A 20,377-nucleotide genomic window follows, 5' to 3' on the forward strand; every position below is an offset into this window, starting at 1 on the left:
GGCCGCTGGGCCGGAAGACAGGGAAGGACCCATGCGACAGGTACTGAGCCGACAGGCACTGGGCAAGGGGATGCTCACGGCCGCGGCCGCTTCGAGCCTGCTGTCGATCGCGACCGGCGCGGCCTGCGCACACCCGGGAGCGACGGCCGAAGCCTCGCACTCACCGGGCGTGCTCTCCGGCAACAGCGTCTCGGTACCGGTCACCTTCGCGCCGAACGTGTGCGGCAACAGTGTGGACGGGGGTGCGGCGCTGAACCCCTCGATGGGCAACACCTGTGCCACCACGCCCGGCTCGCACACCGCCGACGGCTACGACTACGGACGCCACCTCAGTCCCGAGAACGCCGAAGCCTTCCAGCACTACCTCGCCGAACGTGACGGCCCACGCACGGCGGCGCACCAGCGCCACGAGGAGCCGTGGTACGGGCAGCCGCGCCACGACCAGCCGCGCCACGCGGGCGGTCACGGCGCTCCCGCCGGGCAGGAGGGCGAGGAGGAGTGCGACGACCACCCCGCGTCCCCGCCCGCGCACCACGCGCCTCCCGCGGCCGACCGGCCCCACCCACTGCCCGAGCCCGTCGCGCAGTACCCGGCTCCGCTGCCGGCCCCGGCCCCGGTCGACGAGGCCCCGCATCCGCTTCCCGCGCCGGCTCCCGCCGAAGCGGAGCCCGTACCGCTCCCGGCCCCCGCTCCCGTACGGCACGAGGCGCCCGGCCCGGTCCCCGTGGGGGAGGACGCGCCCGCGCCCCGGCCGCCGCACGGGAGCCAGCCCGTCGGCCGCCCGGCGCCCGAGGTCGTCCGGCCGGGCGACCAGCCGCCCGCCGCCCCCGCCGGTGACCTCCCGGTCCACCTGCCGCCGCCGCCCGCGCCCGCGCCCGCCCCGGCGCCCGCCCCCGGTCCGGTCGACGAGGCTCCCCAGCCGCTGCCCGCTCCGGCGCCGCTGCCCGCACCGGCCCACGTGGGCGCGGTGCTCGCCGAGACCGGCGCCGGGCAGCCGGCCGCCGCGGCGGTGCTCGCCTCGGCGCTGATCCTGGGCGGCGCCATTGTGTACCGGCGCTCGCGGACCGCCTGACGGCGATACGGGTAATCGGAAGAAATGTCGGCCGGAGAATCCCATGTCGGATTCTCCGGCCGCTGTCATGTACTCGCGCGATCGCGTTTCCGCAGCGGCGGGGAATCGTTACCCATGGCGAAAGCGGCGCGACGGTCGCCGCTGACACCTCTGTTCACGAAAGAAGAGGATTTCGATAATGAAGCTCTCGAAGGTCGCCGCTGTCCTGGCCGGTTCCGTGGCCGCACTCGGTGCCTCGGCCCCCGCGTTCGCCGCCGACGCGCCGGGCGCCGTGCCGATGAGCCTGACGAGCGGGCTGACGTCGGTGACGGAGGCCGTGAACCCCGTCTCCGAGGCGCTCCCGCAGACCGTGGGCAACGGGCTGGCCGAGCAGGGGGCGGGCGTCAACAAGGTCCTGGGCACCGTCCAGAAGGTCAACAAGGTGCGCAATGACGTACCCGGCGAGGTCCTCGGCCTCGCCAACGGAGCCGCCCAGTCCTCGCCCGAGCTCCTCGGCGGCGTGAAGCTGAACGGCGGCGGCGCCAAGGGATGACCGCCCCTCCGGCCGCGGGACGCCGCGGGTCCGGAGCACCGGCACACAACTGTGGGCGCCACCGGCGAGGCCGGGGCGCCCACAGTCGGATGTGCAGTCGGCGTCAGTCGTTGACGCAGACGTTGCCGAACGCGGGGTTCAGCAGGCCGATCACGTTGATGGAGTTGCCGCAGACGTTGACCGGGATGTGAACGGGGACCTGAGCCAGGTTGCCCGAGAGGACACCGGGGGAACCCACGGCCGCGCCCTCGGCCGACGAGTCGGCGACGGCGGAGCCGGCGGCACCCGCCGCAGCGAGACCAGCGGTGGCCAGGACCAGGGCGGCCTTCTTGGCAGAGTTCATGGGAAGTGCACCTTCTGTTCGATGTTCTGCCCCGAACCGGGGCTCACACGAAGCGAAACGGTCCAGCTTGCCAGACGACACGGTTTCCCCCGTGATCAGACCTGTTCAGCTCAATGGTCGTAACCACGGGCCCCGTTCGCGCGTACTCCACCTTCAGGGCCTACGGCAGGTCGGGGATCTCTGGGATCTCGGGGATGGCGGGGATCTCGGGCGTGAGGACCACCGGGGCCGCCGGCAGGGCCGGGACCTCGACCGCCGGCAGCTTGACCTCGGGGACCGTGAGGTCCGGCAGGGCCGGCAGCTTCGGCAGCTCGATCGGCGGCAGCTTCACTCCGGCCGGCAGCAGGCCCTCCAGGGACTTGAGGAGGTCCTGGAGGGTCTTGGTGAGGCCGGCGAGCAGGTCGTCGACCGGCCCGGCCGCCGCACGCTTCTCGATCTTGTCGAGCTGCTGGCGGACCGCGGCCGTCCGCTTGGTCAGCGCGGCCCCGCTGTCACCCTCCACGGCGCCCGCGGGGGCTGCCGCGCCGGACAGTATGACGACGGCCAGGGCCGCTGGGACGAGGAGACGGGCCCGGCGGGCGCGGGAGGGTTTCGTCACATGCATGGATGTTTCCTTCTGGTGGGGGGAGCACGTAAGCGGACCCGATCGATCCGATTCCTCACCCACCGTGCGAACAGCTGCTACGCACCGCAACCGGAACGTGGCGGCAGCGGCTCCGTACGGGCTTCGCGCAGGCGTCCGGAGACCGGTCACCCGGGGCGGGGAAAACCTCACCGGACGCAGGCCGTTTGAGTGAAGCAGCGGAACCAACCCTCGGCACCACCGTTGACCAGGGCGCTCCATTGGCGGGCACTCGTGCGACAGAAGGATCAAGATGTTCAAGAAGTTCATGACCGCCGCCGCGGTCTCCGCCGTCGCCGTCGGCGCGGGCGCTGCTGCTGCCGCCCCGGCCATGGCCATCGGCAACGACAACGGCGTCAACACCGTCAACGGCAACGGCGCCTCCCAGATCTACGGCAACCAGAAGACCGAAGGCGCCATGAGCCCGCAGCTCAGCCTGGTCCAGGGCACCCTGAACAAGCCCTGCATCGGTCTGCCGGCCAAGGTCAACGCACAGTCCCTGATCGCCGCGCTCAACATCGGTGTCCAGGACATCAACGTCCTGTCGAACCCGCAGAACCAGCAGTGCACCGAGAACTCCACCCAGGCCAAGGGCGACGAGCCGCTCTCGCACATCCTGGACAACATCCCGGTGCTGTCGGGCAACGGCTCCATCGGCAGCTGATGCCCGGCCCCCGGGCCCGCGGAGCGATGTGAGCAGGGCCCCGGCAGCGTCCAGCTGCCGGGGCCCCCGCGTGCGCCCCCTCCCGGAGGGGGCGCGTCCCTGCCGTCAGCCGGTCCAGAAGTCCCACCAGCGCGTGAGGACGAGCATGGCGATCACCCCGATGTGCAGCGCGGGCGGCGCCCACCCGAACTCGGTGAGGAAACCCCGCACCGGGCCGGGGAGGGGGAGCGCGCCCGTGCGGGCGTTGTGCGCGGTGACCGCCCAGAACATCAGCAGGGTCGCCACCCAGGCCAGGCAGCACCACAGGCACAGCGCGTTGATCTCGTAGAGCGACTGCGTCATCAGCCAGGAGCAGAAGCCGACACCGAAGAGCGTTCCCGCGTTCAGACCCAGCCAGAACCAGCCGCGGTAGCGGGCGCCCGCCAGCAGGCCCGCACCGACGCACACCACGACGCCGTAGGCGACCAGCCCCAGCATCGGGTTGGGGAAGCCGAAGGCCGCCGCCTGGTCGCTCTGCATCACGCTGCCGCAGGAGACCACGGGATTGAGGCTGCAGGCCGGCTTGAAGTCCGGGTCCTCCAGCAGGAGGAACTTGTCCAGGGTGATCACCCAGGAGGCCAGGACCCCGGCCGCGCCGGTGAGGGCCAGCAGCCAGGCCAACCTCCGTGGCGCGGCTTCCGGTTCATCGTCCCGTCGCGTGCGGGGCCGTCCCTGTTGCCGGGGGACGCCCACTGTATTCGTTGCCATGCGGTCCATAGTCCCGCGCTCCCTCCCAGAGCCGGGCCAACCATGCGCATACATACGCAAGTTGACCTGAAGGTGTGGCGGGAACACCTGATGCTTCCCGGACGTTTTACCGAAGCCCGGACGTGATGTCAGACCCAGGGGCTACGTTGAGCTTCCGCTAAGTCACAAGCTGCGACGGCCTGGAGACCCACCTTGAGCGATCCGTACGAGACAACCGAGGCGCACCTCGGCCGGCTCCTCGGCCGCGCCCTGAACTCCTTCGACCTGCCGGACGGGCTGGTCGAGCGCCTCGGCGGGGCGCTCGCCCACAGTTCTTCGCTGTACACGACCCATCGCAGTCCGGCGACGGGCGTCTGGCGGGAGACCCACCGGCACACCTACCTGCTGGCCGACGGCGGCGCGGTATCGCTGTGGGAGCTGGTGTACCGGCTGGAGGGCGACCGGACCGTCCGGCACGAGGTCTTCACGGGTAAGGCGGAGACCTGCCTGGCCGTGGTCCGGCTGTTCGGCGAGGCCCCGGCCGAGGCGGCCCTGGACCCGGAGCTGCTGCGGGGGGACGAGGAGCCGGACGCCGACGTGGCGGCGCTGGGAGAGCTCTTCGCCGCCTCGACGCCGGCGACGCGGCAGCGGGAGTACGCGGTGGAGGATTCCGCCGACCACGCCCGGCGGGTGCTGCGCCGCGCGGAGAACCCGGACCGGCCGGGCGAGCCGGTGGCGGCGCTGCTGCGGTCCGCGTACGGGCACCGGATCACGCAGGCGTTCGGCGGGCGGCCGAGCCCGGCGGAGCGCTGCCGGGAGGCGGGATTCAGCCTGTACGAGCACGCGTTCGTCCTGCTGGACGGGACGGAGGTCAGCCTGTGGGAGGTCGAGCACACGGCGACGCCGGACGGGCGGCACATGTGCGAGGTGTACGACAGCGAGGCGGCGGCGCGCGGGGCCATGGAGCTCCGCGCGCGGGTCAGGTGAACCCGGGCCGGTGAACCCGGGCCGGTGAGTCCGCGGGGCCGGTGAGTTGGCGGGGCCGGTGAGTCCGCGGGGCCGGTGAGTTGGCGGGGCCGGTGAGTCGAACAGCCGAACCGGCCGCCCTGGCCGTCCTGGTGCGGGCGGCCGGAGCGGCCGGTGTGGGCGGGGGTCGCGGTGGCGGTCAGGCCGCGGTGGCCACCTCGGACGGTTCGGCGGCCGGGGGCCGGCCGGCTTCGGGGGTGCGGCGCATCCCCTTGAGGAGGATGACCAGGCCGGCGGTGGTCACCGTACCGGCGGCGATCGCGATCAGGTAGAGCAGCGGGTTGCCGATCAGCGGGATCACGAAGATGCCGCCGTGCGGGGCCCGCAGGGTGCACTCGAAAGCCATCGACAGGGCGCCGGTGACGGCGCCGCCGGCCATCGCGGCGGGGATGACGCGCAGCGGGTCGGCCGCCGCGAAGGGGATGGCGCCCTCGCTGATGAAGGACGCGCCGAGGAACCAGGCGGCCTTGCCGTTCTCCCGTTCGGTCTTGGAGAAGAGCCGGCCACGGACGGTCGTGGCCAGGGCCATCGCAAGCGGCGGCACCATGCCCGCGGCCATGACGGCGGCCATGACCTTCAGGCTGCCCTCGTTGGGGTTGGCGAGGCCGCCGATGGCGAAGGCGTAGGCGACCTTGTTGAGCGGGCCGCCGAGGTCGAAGCACATCATGAGGCCGAGGATCACACCGAGGATGATCGCGTTGGCGCCGGAGAGCCCGGACAGCCAGTCGGTGAGGGCCCGCTGGAGCGCGGCGACGGGCTTGCCGACGACCAGGAACATCAGGAACGCGGTGACCGCGGACCCGATGAGCGGCAGCACGACGACGGGCATGATCCCACGCAGCGCAGTGGGTACCTTCAGCCGCTGGAGGGCCAGGACGGTGCCGCCGGCGATGAGGCCGGCGATCAGGCCGCCGAGGAACCCGGCGTGGATGGTGAGGGCGACCGCGCCGCCGACGAAGCCGGGGACGAGGCCGGGACGGTCGGCCATCCCGTAGGCGATGTAGCCGGCGAGGACGGGGACGAGGAAGCCGAAGGCGAGGCCGCCGGTCTGGAAGAGGAGCGCGGCCCAGCTCGCCGTTTCGGTCCAGACGAAGTGGTCGGCGACGGACGGGGCGGTGTTGATCTCGTACCCGCCGATGGCGAAGGCGAGGGCGATGAGCAGTCCGCCCGCCGCGACGAAGGGGACCATGTAGCTGACGCCGGACATGAGCCAGGTGCGCAGCCGCGCCCCGTAGCCGTCGGATTCCTCTCCCCCGCGCTCGACGGGGGTCGGCGCGTGGCCGCCCACCTCGCCGCGGGCCGCCTTGTCGCGGGCCTCCGCGAGGAGTTCGGCGGAGCGGTTGATGCCGGCCTTGACCCCGGTGTCGACGGTCGGCTTGCCCGCGAAGCGGGCGCGTTCGCGTACGGGGACGTCGTGGGCGAAGACGACCGCGTCGGCGGCGGCGATGTCCTCGGCGGACAGCCGGGTGAACCCGGCGGAGCCCTGCGTCTCGACGCGCAGGTCGATGCCGGCTTCGGCGGCGGCCCGCTGGAGTGCCTCGGCGGCCATGTAGGTGTGCGCGATCCCGGTGGGGCAGGAGGTGACCGCGACCACCCGGAAGGGCTGCCCGGCGTGGGACGGCGCGTCGGGGGCGGAGGCGGCGGTGTCGGAGAGGGACGGTGCCGGGGCGTGGCCCCGCGCGGCCGGGCCGGCGGCGGTCGGCCCGGCGGCGCCAGTGGCGGGCGCGGGGGCGCCAGTGGCGGGCGCGGGGGCGCCAGTGGCGGGCGCGGGGGCGTCGGCGGCGGGCGCGGGGGCGTCGGCGGCGGGCGCGGGGGCGTGGGTGGCCGACGCGGCGGTCGGCCCGGCGGCTGGGGCGGGGGCGCCAGTGCTCGGCGCGGGAGCGTGGGTGGCCGGCGCGGGGGCGCCGGTGGCGTCGGCGGCGGGGGTGGGGGTGCCCGCGATCAGGGCGGCGGCGGTGGCCGCATCGGTGGCGGTGCGCAGGGCCCCGGTGAATTCCGGGCGCATCAGGCGGCGGGCCAGCTCGGAGAGGATCGAGAGGTGGGCGTCGTCCGCGCCCGCCGGGGCGGCGATCAGAAAGATCAGGTCCGCCGGTCCGTCCGGCGCGCCGAAGTCCACTCCGGCCGGGGCGCGCCCGAAGGCCAGGGTCGGCGCGCTCACGTGGGTCGAACGGCAGTGCGGGATGCCTATCCCGCCTTCGAGGCCGGTGGGCATCTGGGCCTCGCGCGCCGCCACGTCCGCCAGGAAGCCGTCCAGGTCGGTGACGCGTCCGAGCGTCGCCATCCGCTGTGCCAGGGCGCGCGCCGCCGCCTCCTTCGAGTCGGCGGCCAGGTCGAGGTCGACCAGTTCCGGGGTGATCATCTCGCTCATCGCGGGCTCCTTTGCGCGCGTCAGACCGCGGCGGGTTCGGACAGGGGGAGGTCGAGGGGCAGGTCCTGGGTGACCCGGACCGCTTCGGGGCGCAGGTCCGAGGGGGTCGGCATGGCGCTGCCGGGCAGCTGGACGGCGGCCGCGCCGTGGGCCAGGGCCGAGGCGAGGGCACCGGGGCCGGTGCCGCCGGCGATCAGGAAACCGGCCAGGGAGGCGTCGCCCGCGCCGACGTTGCTGCGGACCGCCCCGACCGCTGCGGTGCCGTAGTGGGCACCCTCCTCGCAGACCAGCAGCTGGCCGTCCCCGCCGAGGGAGGCCAGGACCGCCACCGCGCCCAGCGAACGCAGCTCCTCGGCGGCCTTGACGACGTCGCCGAGGGTGGCCAGGGGGCGGCCGACCGCCTCGGCGAGTTCCTGTGCGTTCGGCTTGATCACGTCGGGCCGGGCGGGCAGCGCCGCCAGCAGGGCGGGTCCGGAGGTGTCCAGGGCGATCCGGGCGCCCGCCTCGTGGGCGCGCTCGACCAGGTCGGCGTACCACTCGGGGCGCAGGCCGCGCGGCAGGCTGCCGCAGCAGGCGATCCAGGCGGAGCCGGCCGAACAGGACCGCACGGTGTCCAGGAGCAGCGCGGATTCGGCGGGGGTGAGCTCCGGACCCGGGGCGTTGATCTTGGTGAGGGTGCCGTCCGGTTCGGCGAGGGAGATGTTCGAGCGGGTCTGGCCGGCGATCGAGACGGCCGTGACGTCGACGCCCTGCGCCAGGAGGAGTTCGGCGAGCACGGTGCCCGGGGCGCCGCCCAGCGGAAGGACGGCGTTCGTGGCGACGCCCGCCGCCGCGACGGCTCGGGAGACGTTGACGCCCTTGCCGCCGGGGTCGACCTGGTCGCCGGTGGCGCGCAGTACCTCTCCGCGGTCCAGCGAGGGGACCTCGTAGGTCCGGTCGAGGGAGGGGTTGGGCGTGACGGTGAGGATCATACGAGCACAACTTCCGTACCGGCGGCCTCGATCGCCGCCTTGTGGGCGGGGTCGAGCCCCGTGTCGGTGATGAGGAGGTCCACGTCCGCGAAGGACCCGAAGCGTGCGAAGTGCTCCTGTCCGGCCTTGGCCGAGTCGGCGAGCAGGACGACGCGGCGGGCGGCGGCCATCGCGGCGCGCTTGACGGCTGCCTCCGCCAGGTCGGGGGTGGTCAGGCCGCCCTGCGCGGTGAAGCCGTTGGTGGCCAGGAAGACGACGTCGGCGCGGATCTCGCCGTAGGCGCGCAGGGCCCATGCGTCGACGGCGGCGCGGGTGCGGTGGCGGACCCGGCCGCCGACGAGGTGGAGGTCGATGCCGGTGTGGTCGGCGAGGCGGGCGGCGGCGGGCAGTGCGTGGGTGACGACCGTGAGCGCCGTGTCGACCGGGATCGCGGCCGCGAGGCGGGCGACGGTGCTGCCGGCGTCCAGGACGACGCTGCCGCCGTCGGGGAGCTCGGCCAGCGCGGCGGCCGCGATGCGGTCCTTCTCGTCGGCGGCGGTGGCCTCGCGTTCGGTGAGGTCCGGCTCGAAGTCCAGGCGGCCGGCCGGTATGGCGCCGCCGTGCACGCGGCGGACCAGGCCGGCCCGGTCGAGGGCCTTGAGGTCGCGGCGTACGGTCTCGGCCGTCACCTGGAACCGGTCGGCGAGGGAGAGCACGTCGACCCGGCCGGCTTCACGGGCGAGGCGCAGGATCTCTTGCTGGCGCTCCGGTGCGTACATGTGACTTTGTGTCCGTTCGATGCCCGACTTTGTGGTTACTCCTACCGTACGCCGGACTATGAAGGAAAACAAAGAGAAACGGACATGCCCGCCAATAAAGGCGGGCATGTCCGTGCAGTGTGGCCGGAGGACTCAGACGACCGGGACCTTCTCCGGGACCGGGACCGGGTCCTGGGCCTGGCCGGGAACCCGGTGTTCCGCGCCGCCCTCGCGCTGCTCCATCGGGATCGACTTGCGCGGCAGCATGAACATCACAGCGAAGATCACGACCAGCACGGCCACGACCCACCACAGCGCTCCGCGGAATGCCTCCACGTACGGCGTCCCGAGGACCATGTCGTCGTCGATCAGCCCGAAGAAGACGACGGACGTCAGACCGAGGCCCAGCGCGTTGCCCATCTGGCCGGTGGTGTTGATGAGGCCGGACGCGGAGCCGGCGTGCTCGCGCGGCACCTCGGACAGCACGGTGTCGGTCAGCGGGGCCACGATCAGCCCCATGCCGAGGCCCATGACGACCAGCGGAGCCGCCATCTGCCAGGAGGCGATCTCCATGCCGTAGCGCTGCGACTCCCAGATGTAGAGGAGCAGGCCCGCGGCCATGGTCAGCGCGCCCGCCTGGAGCACCTTGCGGCCGAAACGCGGGACGAGTTTTTGGACCGAGAGGCCCGCCGCCACCGAGACGGCGACGGAGAAGGGGATGCCGGTGGTGCCGGCGCGCAGTGCGCTCCAGCCGAGGCCCATCTGCATGTAGAGCGTCCACACCAGGAAGAAGATGCCGGTCGCGATGCCGAAGGTCAGCTGGACGGCGATGCCGCCGGCGAAGCTCTTGACCTTGAAGAGGGAGAGCTCGACGAGCGGGGAACCGTCCTTCTTGATCTTGTACTTCTCGTACGCGATGAAGCCGGCGAACAGGAACGGCACCGCGCCCATGGACAGGAAGCCCCACAGCGGCCAGTCGTTCTCCCGGCCGTGGGTGAGCGGGAAGATCAGCATGACCAGGCCGAGCGTGGCGAGGGCGACGCCGACCAGGTCGAGGCGCAGGGCGCGCGGGGCCTTGGACTCGGTGATGAACTTGCGGCCCAGGATCACGCCCGCGATGCCGACCGGCAGGTTGATCAGGAAGATGGGGCGCCATTCGAGACCGAAGAGGTTCCACTCCGTGAGCAGGGCGCCGAGCATCGGGCCCGAGACGGCGCCGAGGCCCACGATCGCGCCGAACATGCCGAAGACCTTGCCGCGCTCGTGCGGCGGGAAGGTGACGTGGATGATCGCGAGCACCTGCGGGACCATCATCGCCGCCATGCCGCCCTGAAGGATGCGGGAGGCGACGAGCATGGAGGGGTTCGCGGCGGTGCCGCAGAGCAGCGAGGCGGCGGTGAAGCCCGCGATGCCGATGAGGAAGAGGCGCTTGCGGCCGTAGATGTCACCGAGACGGCCGCCGGTGATCAGACCGGCGGCGAAGGCCAGGGCATAGCCCGCGGTGATCCACTGGACGGCACTGGTGGAGACGCCGAAGTTCTGGCGCATACCGGGTATCGCGATGTTGACGATCGTGACGTCGACCAGGTCCATGAAGGCCGCGGTCATCACGATGGCGAGCGCCAGCCAGCGGCGGCGGTCGGCGGCCGCGCCGCCGGACTGCGCGGGGGCGTCCTGCCGGGGGGCGTCCTGAGGAGCGGCGTCCGGGGCGCCCGGGCGCGGGGCTGAGGCCGCTGCGGCGTTCCGCTCTTCTGGTACGGGCCCGTTCTTTCTTTCGGGCGATGTCTTGGGCGTCTCGGTGCTCATGGAGAGAAACCTAGACGGCATGTAGGTCAGAGCGTGTCCTATTTCGCTGGCAACCTGGTGCGCATGACCGACACCCCGGCACGGCTGCTCTCCCTGCTGTCCCTCCTCCAGACTCCCCGCGAGTGGCCGGGGAGCGAGCTGGCCGAGCGGCTGCGGGTGAGTTCCCGGACGATCCGGCGCGACATCGAGAGGTTGCGCGACCTCGGCTATCCGGTGGAGGCCACGCTGGGTGCGGAGGGCGGGTACCGGCTGGTCGCGGGGGCCGCGATGCCCCCGCTGCTCCTCGACGACGAGGAGGCGGTGGCCATCGCGGTCGGGCTGCGGGCGGGCGCCGGGCACGCGATCGAGGGGGTCGAGGAGGCATCCGTACGCGCCCTGGCCAAGCTGGAGCAGGTGCTTCCGTCGCGGCTGCGGCGCCGGGTGGGTGCGCTGCAGTCGGCGACGACCGCTCTGACCCGCGGCGACGGGGCGAGCGTGGACCCGCGGACGCTGACGACGATGGCGTCGGCGGTGGCGGGACCGGAGCGGCTGCGGTTCGCGTACCGGGCGGGGGACGGGGCCCGCTCGCGGCGCCTGGTGGAGCCGTACCGGCTGGTGAGCACGGGCAGCCGGTGGTACCTGGTCGCCTACGACCTGGAGCGCGAGGACTGGCGGACCTTCCGGGTGGACCGGGTGGCCGAGGCGTTCGCGACGGGGGCCCGGTTCGCGCCCCGGGAGCTGCCGATGGACCCGCGGGAGTTCGTCCGCGGGGGGCTGCGGGGGGCGCAGACCTACCCGGTGGAGGTCACCTTCGCGGCGGGCCCGGCGGAGCTGCCCGCGTGGCTGCGGGCATCGGCCGTGCCGGCGGCGGACGCCGGCACACGGGTCCGCTTCGAGAGCGCAGACGCCCCCGAATGGCTGGCGGCGCGCCTGGCCCTGACGGGAGTGCCGTTCACCGTGCACACCCCGCCGGCCCTGTCTACGGCGGCCCACGCCCTGGGCACCCGCCTGACCGCCTCGGGCACGGGCTCGGGCACGGGCGCGGACGCGGGCACGGGCACGGGCACGGGCACGGGCACGTAGGCGGCACTGCCCCGCGCCTCGCGGCAGCCGCGACGGCGACCGGGGCGGCCGGGGCGGCGGGTGCGGCGGGGCGGTGCACGGCCCGGGGCGGCGGGCACGGCGGGACGGTGCACGGCCCGGGGCGGCGCGGCGGCCGGGGCGGCGGGTGCGCTGCGCACGTGACTGTGGGCCTCGGGCAAGGGGGAGTCCCGGCGCCTGGGGGGGGGTAGGCACCGGGACTCGTATGGGGGCTGTGGCGCGGGCCGGTTCAGGCCACGGCGTCGAAGCCCGTGTCGTGCGCCATCCGCTTCAGCTCCAGCAGGGCGTGCTTCTCGATCTGGCGGATCCGCTCGCGGGTCAGGCCGTGCTGCTTGCCGACCTCCGTGAGCGTCCGCTCGCGGCCGTCCTCGATGCCGTACCGCATCTTGATGATCGACGCGGTGCGCTGGTCGAGCTTGCCGAGCAGGTCCTCCAGCTCCTCGCTGCGCAGCAGCGACAGCACCGACTGCTCCGGCGAGATCGCGGAGGTGTCCTCCAGGAGGTCACCGAACTGGGTGTCACCGTCGTCGTCGACGGACATGTTGAGGCTGACCGGGTCGCGCGCCCAGTCCAGAACGTCACCGACGCGCTTCTCCGTGGTGTCCAGCTCGGCGGCGATCTCCGCGTGCTCCGGCTCGCGGCCGTTCTCGCGGTTGAACTCGCGCTGGACGCGGCGGATCCGGCCGAGCTCCTCGACCAGGTGGACGGGGAGGCGGATGGTGCGGGACTGGTCCGCGATGGAGCGGGTGATCGCCTGGCGGATCCACCAGGTCGCATACGTGGAGAACTTGAAGCCCTTGGCGTAGTCGAACTTCTCGACCGCGCGGACCAGGCCGGCATTGCCCTCCTGGATGAGGTCGAGGAGCGGCAGACCGCTGCGAGGGTAGCGGCGGGCCACCGCCACCACGAGGCGCAGGTTGGAGCGGATGAAGACTTCCTTGGCCCGCTCGCCTTCGGCGGCCAGCGCCTCCAGCTCCTCGCGGGCGGGGCTCCCGCCCAGGCCGGCTTCGCGCTCTATCACGCCGTCGAGGATCTGCTGGGCGTAGACGCCCGCCTCGATGATCTGGGACAGCTCCACTTCCTTGGCGGCGTCGAGCAGCGGAGTGCGCGCGATCTCGTCCAGGTACATGCCGACCAGGTCGCGGTCTGCGATCTCCCCGCCCCCAGCGCGGGCGCTGCTCGTGGACTGACGACGGGCGACGGCGCGGGTTGCCATGCGTGCTCCCTTGCGATGAGTTCGGTCGCGGTGCGGCTGCCGGACGGCACCGGCGGTGCGGTGGTGCGTCCCCGGACACTCTCCCGAGTGCCCGCTTCCGAAGGAAACAACGACTGGAATCGGGACAGAATTCCCGCGCCGTCCCGTCTTCTGCCAGATCTTGCAGTATCCTGCCCCGCCACGAAGGGTGGCCGAATACTGCGGGATGCCGGAGAGGTGCAGGTCAGGCCCCGGATCGGAGGCCGGTCCGGCAGTCCCCGCGGTGATGTGCGACCGCCGGGCCCGTGAGACCGCCGTCACACGCGCCACGGCCGCCTCACCCCGGACCGGACGCCACCGGCGCCGCCGGCGCCACCCGTGGCCGCCCTCCCACCCTGAAGACGGACCCCGCCGCCTCCTGGTTGCCCGGACCGACGGCCGAATCCCCGGATGGGCTGGATGCGCTGGATGCGCGGGCAAGCGCCCCCTTTCCCTCCCATCCGGTCCCGCCGGGCCCGGTCGCGCCGGCTCCGCCCCGAGCGCGGGCTAGCCGAACTGGACGGAGCGCTTCGAGAGGCCCATCCAGAAGCCGTCCACCGTGTCGCGGCGGGCGGCCAGGTCCCCGGCCGCCTCGGCCGCGCCCAGGGTGACGAACAGCGGGGCGAAGTGTTCCGTACGGGGGTGGGCCAGGCGGCCCGACGGGGACTTGGCCTCGAAGTCGAGCAGGGAGTCGAGATCGCCCGCGGCGAGCGCCTCGTGACCCCACGCGTCGAACTCGGCGGACCAGGCGGGGACGCCCGGGCCCGTGTGCCGCAGCGCGGCCAGGTTGTGGGTGAAGAAGCCGCTGCCGACGATCAGGACCCCTTCGTCGCGCAGGGGCGCCAGCCTGCGTCCGATGTCCATCAGGCGGCGCGGGTCGAGCGTCGGCAGGGAGACCTGCAGGACCGGGACGTCGGCTTCCGGGAACATCTCCACCAGCGGGACGTACGCGCCGTGGTCCAGGCCGCGGTCCGGTATGTCCTGGACGGGGGCGCCGGGGGCCTTCAGGAGCGCCCGGACCGAGGCGGCGAGCTGCGGGGCGCCCGGGGCGTCGTAGCGGACGCGGTAGTAGTGCTCGGGGAAGCCCCAGAAGTCGTAGACCAGCGGCACCCGCTCGGTGGCGCCGAGGGCGAGGGGGGCCTCCTCCCAGTGGGCGGAGACCATCAGGATCGCCTTCGGGCGGGGCAGCCCGGCCGACCAGGCGGCCAGTTCGCCCGGCCAGACCGGGTCGTCCGCGAGCGGCGGCGCTCCGTGGCTGAGATAGAGGGCCGGCATACGGCCCGGGGCGGTGGACGGGGCGGGGTTCGAGGACGGGGCAGAGCTCATCGGGGCGCTCCTCTTTGCTTGGTTCGGGGCCGCCCGAAAAGACTGACCCCACTTCGTTCAAATTTGAACGAAGTGGGGCGGTCAGTCATTCCCGTGCGGGTGGCCCCGTCAGTGGGCGATCACCGGAACCTGGATCCCGGCGTCCTCGCCGACCCCGGAACCGGAGCCGGAGGCCACCGGCCCGCCCGCACCCGGACGGCCCGTGTTGATCAGGGTCAGCGCGATGGTCGAGCTCGCGACCAGGATGCCGACGGCCCACCAGATGGCCGAGGAGTAGCCCTCGACCATGGCCTGCGCCTGGACCAGCCTGGCCGCGGCGCCCCCGGCGGCCGCCTCGGCCGCGTGGTCGGTCAGGTACGCGGTGGTCGCCGAGGCGGCGATGGTGTTCAGCAGCGCGGTGCCGATGGCGCCGCCGACCTGCTGCGAGGTGTTGACCATGGCGGAGGCGACGCCGGCGTCGGCCGGGTTCACCCCGTGGGTGGCCAGGGACATGGCCGGCATGAACGCCGTACCCATGCCGAGGCCGAGGAGCAGCTGCGCCGGCAGGATCAGCGCCGGGTAGGAGGAGCCGACCTCCAGCTGGGTCAGCAGCAGCATGCCGGTGGCGGCGAGCAGGAAGCCCGGCCCCATCAGCAGGCGCGGCGGGACCCGGGTCATCAGGCGGGCGCCGATCTGGGTGGAGCCCGTGATCATGCCCGCGATCATCGGAAGGAAGGCGAAGCCGGTCTTGACGGGCGAGAAGCCCTTCACGACCTGGAGGTAGTAGGTGAGGAAGAGGAACAGGCCGAACATGGCGATGACGGCCAGGCCGAGCGAGAGGTAGACACCGCCGCGGTTGCGCTCCAGCAGGACGCGCAGCGGCAGCAGCGGGGACTTCACCTTGGACTCGACGAAGACGAACGCCGACAGCAGGACCGCCGAGGCGACGAACATGCCCACGGTCAGCGCGTCCGACCAGCCGGCGGACTCGGCGCGGGTGAAGCCGTACACCAGCGAGACGAGACCGAGGGTGGACAGGACCACGCCGGGGATGTCGAGGCGCGCGCGGTTGCGGGAACCGGCGGGCTCGCGGATGACCAGCCAGGCACCCAGGGCCGCGATGATCGCGAAGGGGATGTTGACGAAGAAGGTCCAGCGCCAGTTGAGGTACTCGGTGAGGAAGCCGCCGAGGATCAGGCCGACGGCGCCGCCGCCGCCCGCGATCGCACCGTAGATGCCGAAGGCCTTGGCGCGCTCCTTGGCGTCGGTGAACATCACCGCGAGCAGGGAGAGGGCCGCCGGGGCGAGCAGCGCGCCGAAGGCACCCTGGAGGGCGCGGGCGCCCAGCATCATGGCCTCGCCGTTCGCTGCGCCGCCGAGGGCGGAGGCCAGGGCGAAGCCGATGAGACCCACGACGAAGGCGTTCTTGCGGCCCCACTTGTCGGCGATGCGGCCGCCGAAGAGGAGCAGTCCGCCGAAGGCCAGCGCATAGGCGGTGATGACCCACTGGCGGTTGCCGTCGGAGATGCCGAGGTCGGTCTGGGCGGAGGGGAGGGCGATGTTCACGATGGTCGCGTCGAGGACGACCATCAGCTGGGCCAGGGCTATGAAGACGAGTGCCTTCCAGCGGCTGGGATCAGCAGCCGGCGGCGCTGTCGCGGCTGTTTTGGACATGGGGGTACCCACTTCACTGTGCGGAATGACTGAAATATCCGGAAAAGGCTATGGAACAAGCTGGGTGTGCGTCACATGGTTTTCTGCCTCAGGTCATCCAGCGTCGCGGCCGAGCCGGGCAGTTCGGAGCGGGCCGGGGCCCGCAACCCGTCCAGGAACAGCTGGAGGTGACGGTGGATGAAGCGGTCCACATCGAGGCAGGCGGTGCCCGGGAGCGGGCGGCTGAGCTGGGAGAGGGCGACCATCAGATCGCCGACGCCGATGTCGGTGCGCACCAGCCCGGAAGCCTGGCCGGCGTGCAGCAGGGTCTCCACGGCCGACTCCAGGGCGGAGCGCGCCGCGAGGAGTTCGGGGTGGTCGCCGTCGAAGTCGTCGGCGAGCATCGGGCACAGGGCGCCGATCCGCTCGTCGGCGGCGGCGTGCGTGAACCGGCACAGCGCGGAGAAGGCATCGGGCTCCTCGGCCAGCGAGGCGGCGGCCTGCGCCCCGACCCGGTCCATGACGTAGAGCACGACGTGGTGGACGAGCGTGGGGCGGTCGGGGAAGTGCCGGTAGAGCGTGGCGTTGCCGATGCCGGCCCGGCGCGCGATCTCGTCGAAGGGGGCACCGGAGCCGAACTCGACGAACACCCCGCGGGCAGCCGCCAGAATGCGCTCGCGGTTGCGGACGGCGTCGGAGCGGGACCCGCGCGAGGCACGGACGCCCGCGACCGCGTGCAGGCCGCAACCCCGGGCGGACGCGGGCATTGCCAGGCGGGCGTCCGCCGCGGGGGCGGACGGGGCCGCCGGGGCGGCGGTCGTGGACGGGCGCTTCATTCCGGGGCCTTCCTGGCGCGGTGGATGGTGCCTTGGCGGGTGTTGCCTGGGCGGGTGGCAACCGCACGGGTGGCGGCGCCGTGGCGGGTGGTGACTGAGCGGTGCCGACTCGGGCGGTGCCGACTGGGCGGGTGGTCACTGGGGTGGTCACTCGGCGGGTGCCGAGCCGGCGGGTGGTCACTCAACCGGGGAGCGGATCCCCGCTTTGCGCGACTCACGTACAAACGGGGATCCGCTCCCCGGTTATTTCACCCGCCCGCGTGACCTAGGTCACACGGTCGAGCCGCGCCAGTCATCGTTTGGCCTCTCCCGGCGCGCGGGCGCGCCGCAGCCGTCGGAGGGTGAGCGGACAGAGCGCAGACCGGGCAGGGCCGGCTGCCGCGGAACCGGAGGCGATCTCCCCATGCCGCAGACCCGCCGGTGGATATGCAGACCACGCCTCACCGGCGTGTACATCGGCCTGACCGCACTGGCCCTGGGCGTCACGGCCACCGCGAGCACGGGGATATCCGGCCGCGGCCACTCGGCTGCCGGAGCGAGGGCCACGAGCGCCGAGTCGGCTCTCGCGCCCTGCCGGATCGCCGGCACGATGGGCGTCCAGATGTCCGAGGGCCTGCCGACGCCGCCCGGGTACTCCCGCTCGACCGGCGAGATCAGGGCCCTGAACCTGATGATCGACTTCCCCGACGCCAAGGGCGAGGGCGCGGCCGCGGACCGGATGGCGGAGTTCTTCCCCCAGACCGCCGACTGGTTCCGCGCCAGCTCCTACGGCCGGCTCACCTATCGGGCCGAGGCGCCGATACGGAACTGGCTGCGCATGCCGATGCCCTTCGCGGCGTACGGGATCGAGCGCGGATCGGCGTACGAGCCGGGCTACCGGCAGCTCGTCGAGCACATCGCTAAGGCCGCCGATGCCGAGGTGGACTTCAGCAAGTACGACCTGATCAACATCCTGGTCACCCCGAACGCCGGTCCGTCCGCCCTGGACACCGTCCTGTCCGTGACCTTCTCGGGCAACGCCGAGGCGCCGATGGCCGACGGCGTACCGCTCGCCAACACGTCCTTCATCTACAGCCGGCAGGACGACGGCTCCGGCACCTACCGGGAGACCGGCTACCGGGTGCTCCCGCACGAGAACGGGCACGTCTTCGGCCTGCCCGACCTGTACACCTCAGACGGCGGCGGCACCGTCGGGCACTGGGACATCATGAGCGAGGACTGGGGAGCCAACAACGACCTGCTGGGCTGGCACAAGTGGAAGCTGGGCTGGCTGGACGCCAAGCAGATCAGCTGCGCGTCGAAATCGGGGGTCAGTGACCACATCCTGTCCCCGCTGGCGGTGGCGGGCGGCACGAAGCTGGCCTTCGTGCCCCTGTCGGAAAGCTCCGGCTACGCGGTGGAGGTGCGGACGCAGGCCGGGAACGACGAGGCGGTCTGCCGTCCCGGTGTCCTCATCTACAAGGTGGACTCCGAAGTGGACACGGGGCGCGGACCGGTGACGGTCTCGGACAGCGCGGGCGGAAGCGGCGGCTGCACGAGGCGGCCCAACGTGCACGCGGAGCTGTCGGACGCGCCGTTCCGGCCGGGCGAGACCTTCACCGACGAGAAGGCGGGCATCAGCGTCTCGGTGGTGGGCGAGCTGCGCAACGGCAGCTACCAGGTACGGATCATCCGGCCCTGACCGGCCTTGACCGGCCCTGACCGGGGCGGACGCGGGAGCGGGGGCGGGGACGGGAACGGGAACGGGAGCGGGAGCGGGGGCGGGGACGGGGGCTGACGCGGGGACGGGGGCTGACGCGGGGGCGACCCCGCGGACGAGGAACCACGGCCCGCTTAGGGTGGGGCGCATGGAGACCTACACCATCGGGCAGGCCGCCCGGCTGCTCGGCGTGAGCGTCGACACCGCCCGGCGGTGGGCGGACGCCGAACGCTTCCCGACCCGCCGGGACGGCAAGCGCCGCATCGTCGACGGCCCGGACCTCGCGGCCTTCTGCGTGGAAGCCGCCCAGGAGGGCTCCGAGGACAACACCGAGTCCGCCACCACCTCCGCCCGCAACGCCTTCCCCGGCATCGTGACCGGCATCAAACTGGGCGACGTATCCGCTCAGGTCGACATCCAGGCCGGCCCGCACCGCGTGGTGTCCCTGCTGACCCGCGAAGCCGTCGAGGAACTGGGCCTGGAGGTGGGCATGCGCGCCACGGCCCGCGTGAAGTCGACCAGCGTCCACATCGACCGCACCTGAAGCCCGACGCACCAGCGCCAGCCCTACAGGTCCACCACGGACAACCCGGTCGCATGGGAACGGGTCATCCGGCAAGTGGAAGCGGTGGGGACGTCGTTGCAGGGACACCTGGCTGAGCCGGCTTGGCCAAGACCGGCCGCGAGCCCCCGACGAGCGACCCTCAGGATCGGCCACCCCCACCTCACCGACCACGACACCCAGGCTTCCGGGGAGGACGACGGCCATGGTCCCGGGGCTGACGGCGACGACGGTGAAGAGGTTGTACGTCACGGAGGGAACCCGCCGCAGACGCCAGTCCGGGCCGGTCAGGGCGCCGGGACAGTCTCGGACAGCCGGAGGTCCTATGGGGGCGCAGTCACGCAGTGCGATCCGCTAGGCTGTCGGTGGTCAGACGGCTACTGCGCGCGTGTGGGGGAAGATGTCCGTGCGGACATCCCATCCCGCACCGGACCCCCGCCGGGGTCAGGCGCGGTTTTCGTCCAGCCCCCCGCCTTCGTAGCTCAGGGGATAGAGCACGGCTCTCCTAAAGCCGGTGTCGCAGGTTCGAATCCTGCCGAGGGCACTTTCGAGGACCCCCAGCCGATCAGGGCTGGGGGTCCTCTGCGTGCTGGTGCGCGCGCTGGACTCGTCAGGCTCCGGTTCCGGGTTCGGGTTCGGTTCCGGGTTCGGGGAGCGGGTGGAGCGCCTGAGTCGGGAGCTGGAGGCCCATCTGGACGCCGAGGAGGAGCAGTTGCCGGCCGTGCTGCGGGCCCTGGGTGCCTGAGACCGGGCCGGGCCAGGTCCAGGGGAGCCGGCCCCCGGCCCGGAGCCGGCCCCGGCCCCGCCCCGGGTGCACGAAGGCCCTCCCGGCGCGACCGGGAGGGCTCGTGTGCGCACCGTTGCCGACGGGTCAGCTCAGTCCTCTGCTCCGCTCACCGATGCGGTCGCCCTGCGGGGTCCCGGCCCGCTTCAGGGCCGCCTTGGTGTGCGCACCGCCCTTGACCTTGCTCCGCACCGGGCCCTCGAAGCCGTGGCCCGCCGGACGTGGCGGCCGATCCGGCGCGTGGGCCTCGAAGGCCGCTCGGAGGTCCTGCTTCTGCTCTTTGCTCATCCCGTGGTCAACTCCTTCGGGAAGCACCCAATCGGACTACTGGGATCGTATGCAGATATACGGACCAAC

General features: G+C 72.8%; 20 protein-coding genes and 1 tRNA gene. 9 read left to right on the forward strand and 12 right to left on the reverse strand.

The window, feature by feature from the left end:
- Positions 1-31 precede the first annotated feature (31 nt).
- Both AMK16_RS38160 and AMK16_RS24390 read left to right on the forward strand, forming a co-directional pair.
- Positions 32-1,072: a chaplin gene (locus AMK16_RS38160; RefSeq protein WP_073919325.1), complete on the forward strand. Its 1,041-nt coding sequence runs from the start codon at positions 32-34 to the stop codon at positions 1,070-1,072.
- A gap of 178 nt (positions 1,073-1,250) precedes the next feature.
- On the forward strand, positions 1,251-1,604 hold the full coding sequence (locus AMK16_RS24390) for a hypothetical protein (protein WP_073919328.1): 354 nt from the start codon (positions 1,251-1,253) through the stop codon (positions 1,602-1,604).
- Positions 1,605-1,707: 103 nt separating this feature from the next.
- On the opposite strand, the gene AMK16_RS24395 is transcribed toward AMK16_RS24390, so the two are convergent.
- A complete protein-coding gene (locus tag AMK16_RS24395; protein ID WP_073919331.1) occupies positions 1,708-1,947 on the reverse strand; it encodes a chaplin in 240 nt (79 codons plus the stop codon).
- A gap of 160 nt (positions 1,948-2,107) precedes the next feature.
- A complete protein-coding gene (locus AMK16_RS24400; protein ID WP_073919333.1) occupies positions 2,108-2,551 on the reverse strand; it encodes a hypothetical protein in 444 nt (147 codons plus the stop codon).
- Between the two features lie 271 nt (positions 2,552-2,822).
- On the opposite strand from AMK16_RS24400, the gene AMK16_RS24405 reads away from it, so the two are divergent.
- Positions 2,823-3,233 (forward strand): rodlin, encoded by a 411-nt coding sequence (locus AMK16_RS24405; RefSeq protein ID WP_073919336.1) that lies wholly within the window; start codon positions 2,823-2,825, stop codon positions 3,231-3,233.
- A 105-nt stretch (positions 3,234-3,338) separates the two neighbouring features.
- Here AMK16_RS24405 and AMK16_RS24410 read toward each other — a convergent pair whose 3' ends face one another.
- Positions 3,339-3,980, reverse strand: coding sequence for a vitamin K epoxide reductase family protein (locus AMK16_RS24410; RefSeq protein ID WP_073919638.1), 642 nt, complete (start codon positions 3,978-3,980; stop codon positions 3,339-3,341).
- A gap of 192 nt (positions 3,981-4,172) precedes the next feature.
- Here AMK16_RS24410 and AMK16_RS24415 point away from each other — a divergent pair, with 192 nt between their 5' ends.
- A complete protein-coding gene (locus tag AMK16_RS24415) occupies positions 4,173-4,946 on the forward strand; it encodes a DUF6227 family protein (protein ID WP_073919339.1) in 774 nt (257 codons plus the stop codon).
- Positions 4,947-5,124: 178 nt separating this feature from the next.
- Here AMK16_RS24415 and AMK16_RS24420 read toward each other — a convergent pair whose 3' ends face one another.
- The 4 genes from AMK16_RS24420 to AMK16_RS24435 form a co-directional block, all read right to left on the reverse strand.
- Positions 5,125-7,353, reverse strand: coding sequence for a PTS fructose transporter subunit IIABC (locus AMK16_RS24420; RefSeq protein ID WP_073919342.1), 2,229 nt, complete (start codon positions 7,351-7,353; stop codon positions 5,125-5,127).
- A gap of 20 nt (positions 7,354-7,373) precedes the next feature.
- Positions 7,374-8,324, reverse strand: coding sequence for a 1-phosphofructokinase (gene pfkB / locus AMK16_RS24425; RefSeq protein ID WP_073919344.1), 951 nt, complete (start codon positions 8,322-8,324; stop codon positions 7,374-7,376).
- A complete protein-coding gene (locus AMK16_RS24430; protein WP_073919346.1) occupies positions 8,321-9,082 on the reverse strand; it encodes a DeoR/GlpR family DNA-binding transcription regulator in 762 nt (253 codons plus the stop codon). Before AMK16_RS24430 ends, pfkB begins: the two co-directional genes overlap by 4 nt.
- Before the next feature lie 132 nt (positions 9,083-9,214).
- The gene (locus tag AMK16_RS24435) at positions 9,215-10,867 is read right to left on the reverse strand and encodes an MFS transporter (RefSeq protein ID WP_073919349.1); all 1,653 of its coding nucleotides are present in this window, start codon (positions 10,865-10,867) and stop codon (positions 9,215-9,217) included.
- A gap of 63 nt (positions 10,868-10,930) precedes the next feature.
- Here AMK16_RS24435 and AMK16_RS24440 point away from each other — a divergent pair, with 63 nt between their 5' ends.
- On the forward strand, positions 10,931-11,929 hold the full coding sequence (locus AMK16_RS24440; protein ID WP_073919639.1) for a helix-turn-helix transcriptional regulator: 999 nt from the start codon (positions 10,931-10,933) through the stop codon (positions 11,927-11,929).
- A 247-nt stretch (positions 11,930-12,176) separates the two neighbouring features.
- On the opposite strand, the gene AMK16_RS24445 is transcribed toward AMK16_RS24440, so the two are convergent.
- The 4 genes from AMK16_RS24445 to AMK16_RS24460 all read right to left on the reverse strand — a co-directional run bounded on the left by AMK16_RS24445 (position 12,177) and on the right by AMK16_RS24460 (position 16,975).
- The gene (locus tag AMK16_RS24445; protein ID WP_073919351.1) at positions 12,177-13,163 is read right to left on the reverse strand and encodes a sigma-70 family RNA polymerase sigma factor; all 987 of its coding nucleotides are present in this window, start codon (positions 13,161-13,163) and stop codon (positions 12,177-12,179) included.
- A 525-nt stretch (positions 13,164-13,688) separates the two neighbouring features.
- Positions 13,689-14,507: a dioxygenase family protein gene (locus tag AMK16_RS24450; RefSeq protein ID WP_073919353.1), complete on the reverse strand. Its 819-nt coding sequence runs from the start codon at positions 14,505-14,507 to the stop codon at positions 13,689-13,691.
- 108 nt (positions 14,508-14,615) lie between these two features.
- Positions 14,616-16,160: an MFS transporter gene (locus AMK16_RS24455; protein ID WP_073919356.1), complete on the reverse strand. Its 1,545-nt coding sequence runs from the start codon at positions 16,158-16,160 to the stop codon at positions 14,616-14,618.
- 71 nt (positions 16,161-16,231) lie between these two features.
- A complete protein-coding gene (locus AMK16_RS24460) occupies positions 16,232-16,975 on the reverse strand; it encodes a TetR/AcrR family transcriptional regulator (protein ID WP_079191695.1) in 744 nt (247 codons plus the stop codon).
- A 403-nt stretch (positions 16,976-17,378) separates the two neighbouring features.
- Here AMK16_RS24460 and AMK16_RS24465 point away from each other — a divergent pair, with 403 nt between their 5' ends.
- The 4 genes from AMK16_RS24465 to AMK16_RS35885 all read left to right on the forward strand — a co-directional run bounded on the left by AMK16_RS24465 (position 17,379) and on the right by AMK16_RS35885 (position 19,981).
- Entirely contained in the window at positions 17,379-18,656 is a 1,278-nt protein-coding gene (locus tag AMK16_RS24465) for a M6 family metalloprotease domain-containing protein (RefSeq protein ID WP_073919359.1), read from the forward strand.
- A gap of 166 nt (positions 18,657-18,822) precedes the next feature.
- The gene (locus AMK16_RS24470) at positions 18,823-19,218 is read left to right on the forward strand and encodes a TOBE domain-containing protein (RefSeq protein WP_073919361.1); all 396 of its coding nucleotides are present in this window, start codon (positions 18,823-18,825) and stop codon (positions 19,216-19,218) included.
- A 489-nt stretch (positions 19,219-19,707) separates the two neighbouring features.
- Positions 19,708-19,780: transfer RNA gene (locus AMK16_RS24475), tRNA-Arg, on the forward strand.
- The gene (locus AMK16_RS35885; RefSeq protein WP_143196858.1) at positions 19,751-19,981 is read left to right on the forward strand and encodes a hypothetical protein; all 231 of its coding nucleotides are present in this window, start codon (positions 19,751-19,753) and stop codon (positions 19,979-19,981) included. Before AMK16_RS24475 ends, AMK16_RS35885 begins: the two co-directional genes overlap by 30 nt.
- Positions 19,982-20,107: 126 nt before the next feature.
- Here AMK16_RS35885 and AMK16_RS24480 read toward each other — a convergent pair whose 3' ends face one another.
- Positions 20,108-20,308, reverse strand: a complete 201-nt coding sequence (locus AMK16_RS24480) for a hypothetical protein (protein ID WP_242438878.1) — start codon at positions 20,306-20,308, stop codon at positions 20,108-20,110.
- Positions 20,309-20,377 lie beyond the last annotated feature (69 nt).

Source organism: Streptomyces sp. CB00455 (assembly GCF_001905445.1).
Lineage (GTDB): Bacteria > Actinomycetota > Actinomycetes > Streptomycetales > Streptomycetaceae > Streptomyces.

Bases quoted from the DNA above. Each gene is read 5' to 3' on its own strand.
- AMK16_RS38160 (WP_073919325.1), top strand. From the start codon at position 32: ATGCGACAGGTACTGAGCCGACAGGCACTGGGCAAGGGGATGCTCACG.
- AMK16_RS24390 (WP_073919328.1), top strand. From the start codon at position 1,251: ATGAAGCTCTCGAAGGTCGCCGCTGTCCTGGCCGGTTCCGTGGCCGCA.
- AMK16_RS24395 (WP_073919331.1), bottom strand. From the start codon at position 1,947: ATGAACTCTGCCAAGAAGGCCGCCCTGGTCCTGGCCACCGCTGGTCTC.
- AMK16_RS24400 (WP_073919333.1), bottom strand. From the start codon at position 2,551: ATGCATGTGACGAAACCCTCCCGCGCCCGCCGGGCCCGTCTCCTCGTC.
- AMK16_RS24405 (WP_073919336.1), top strand. From the start codon at position 2,823: ATGTTCAAGAAGTTCATGACCGCCGCCGCGGTCTCCGCCGTCGCCGTC.
- AMK16_RS24410 (WP_073919638.1), bottom strand. From the start codon at position 3,980: ATGGCAACGAATACAGTGGGCGTCCCCCGGCAACAGGGACGGCCCCGC.
- AMK16_RS24420 (WP_073919342.1), bottom strand. From the start codon at position 7,353: ATGAGCGAGATGATCACCCCGGAACTGGTCGACCTCGACCTGGCCGCC.
- pfkB (WP_073919344.1), bottom strand. From the start codon at position 8,324: ATGATCCTCACCGTCACGCCCAACCCCTCCCTCGACCGGACCTACGAG.
- AMK16_RS24430 (WP_073919346.1), bottom strand. From the start codon at position 9,082: ATGTACGCACCGGAGCGCCAGCAAGAGATCCTGCGCCTCGCCCGTGAA.
- AMK16_RS24435 (WP_073919349.1), bottom strand. From the start codon at position 10,867: ATGAGCACCGAGACGCCCAAGACATCGCCCGAAAGAAAGAACGGGCCC.
- AMK16_RS24440 (WP_073919639.1), top strand. From the start codon at position 10,931: ATGACCGACACCCCGGCACGGCTGCTCTCCCTGCTGTCCCTCCTCCAG.
- AMK16_RS24445 (WP_073919351.1), bottom strand. From the start codon at position 13,163: ATGGCAACCCGCGCCGTCGCCCGTCGTCAGTCCACGAGCAGCGCCCGC.
- AMK16_RS24450 (WP_073919353.1), bottom strand. From the start codon at position 14,507: ATGAGCTCTGCCCCGTCCTCGAACCCCGCCCCGTCCACCGCCCCGGGC.
- AMK16_RS24455 (WP_073919356.1), bottom strand. From the start codon at position 16,160: ATGTCCAAAACAGCCGCGACAGCGCCGCCGGCTGCTGATCCCAGCCGC.
- AMK16_RS24460 (WP_079191695.1), bottom strand. From the start codon at position 16,975: ATGAAGCGCCCGTCCACGACCGCCGCCCCGGCGGCCCCGTCCGCCCCC.
- AMK16_RS24465 (WP_073919359.1), top strand. From the start codon at position 17,379: ATGCCGCAGACCCGCCGGTGGATATGCAGACCACGCCTCACCGGCGTG.
- AMK16_RS24470 (WP_073919361.1), top strand. From the start codon at position 18,823: ATGGAGACCTACACCATCGGGCAGGCCGCCCGGCTGCTCGGCGTGAGC.
- AMK16_RS24480 (WP_242438878.1), bottom strand. From the start codon at position 20,308: ATGAGCAAAGAGCAGAAGCAGGACCTCCGAGCGGCCTTCGAGGCCCAC.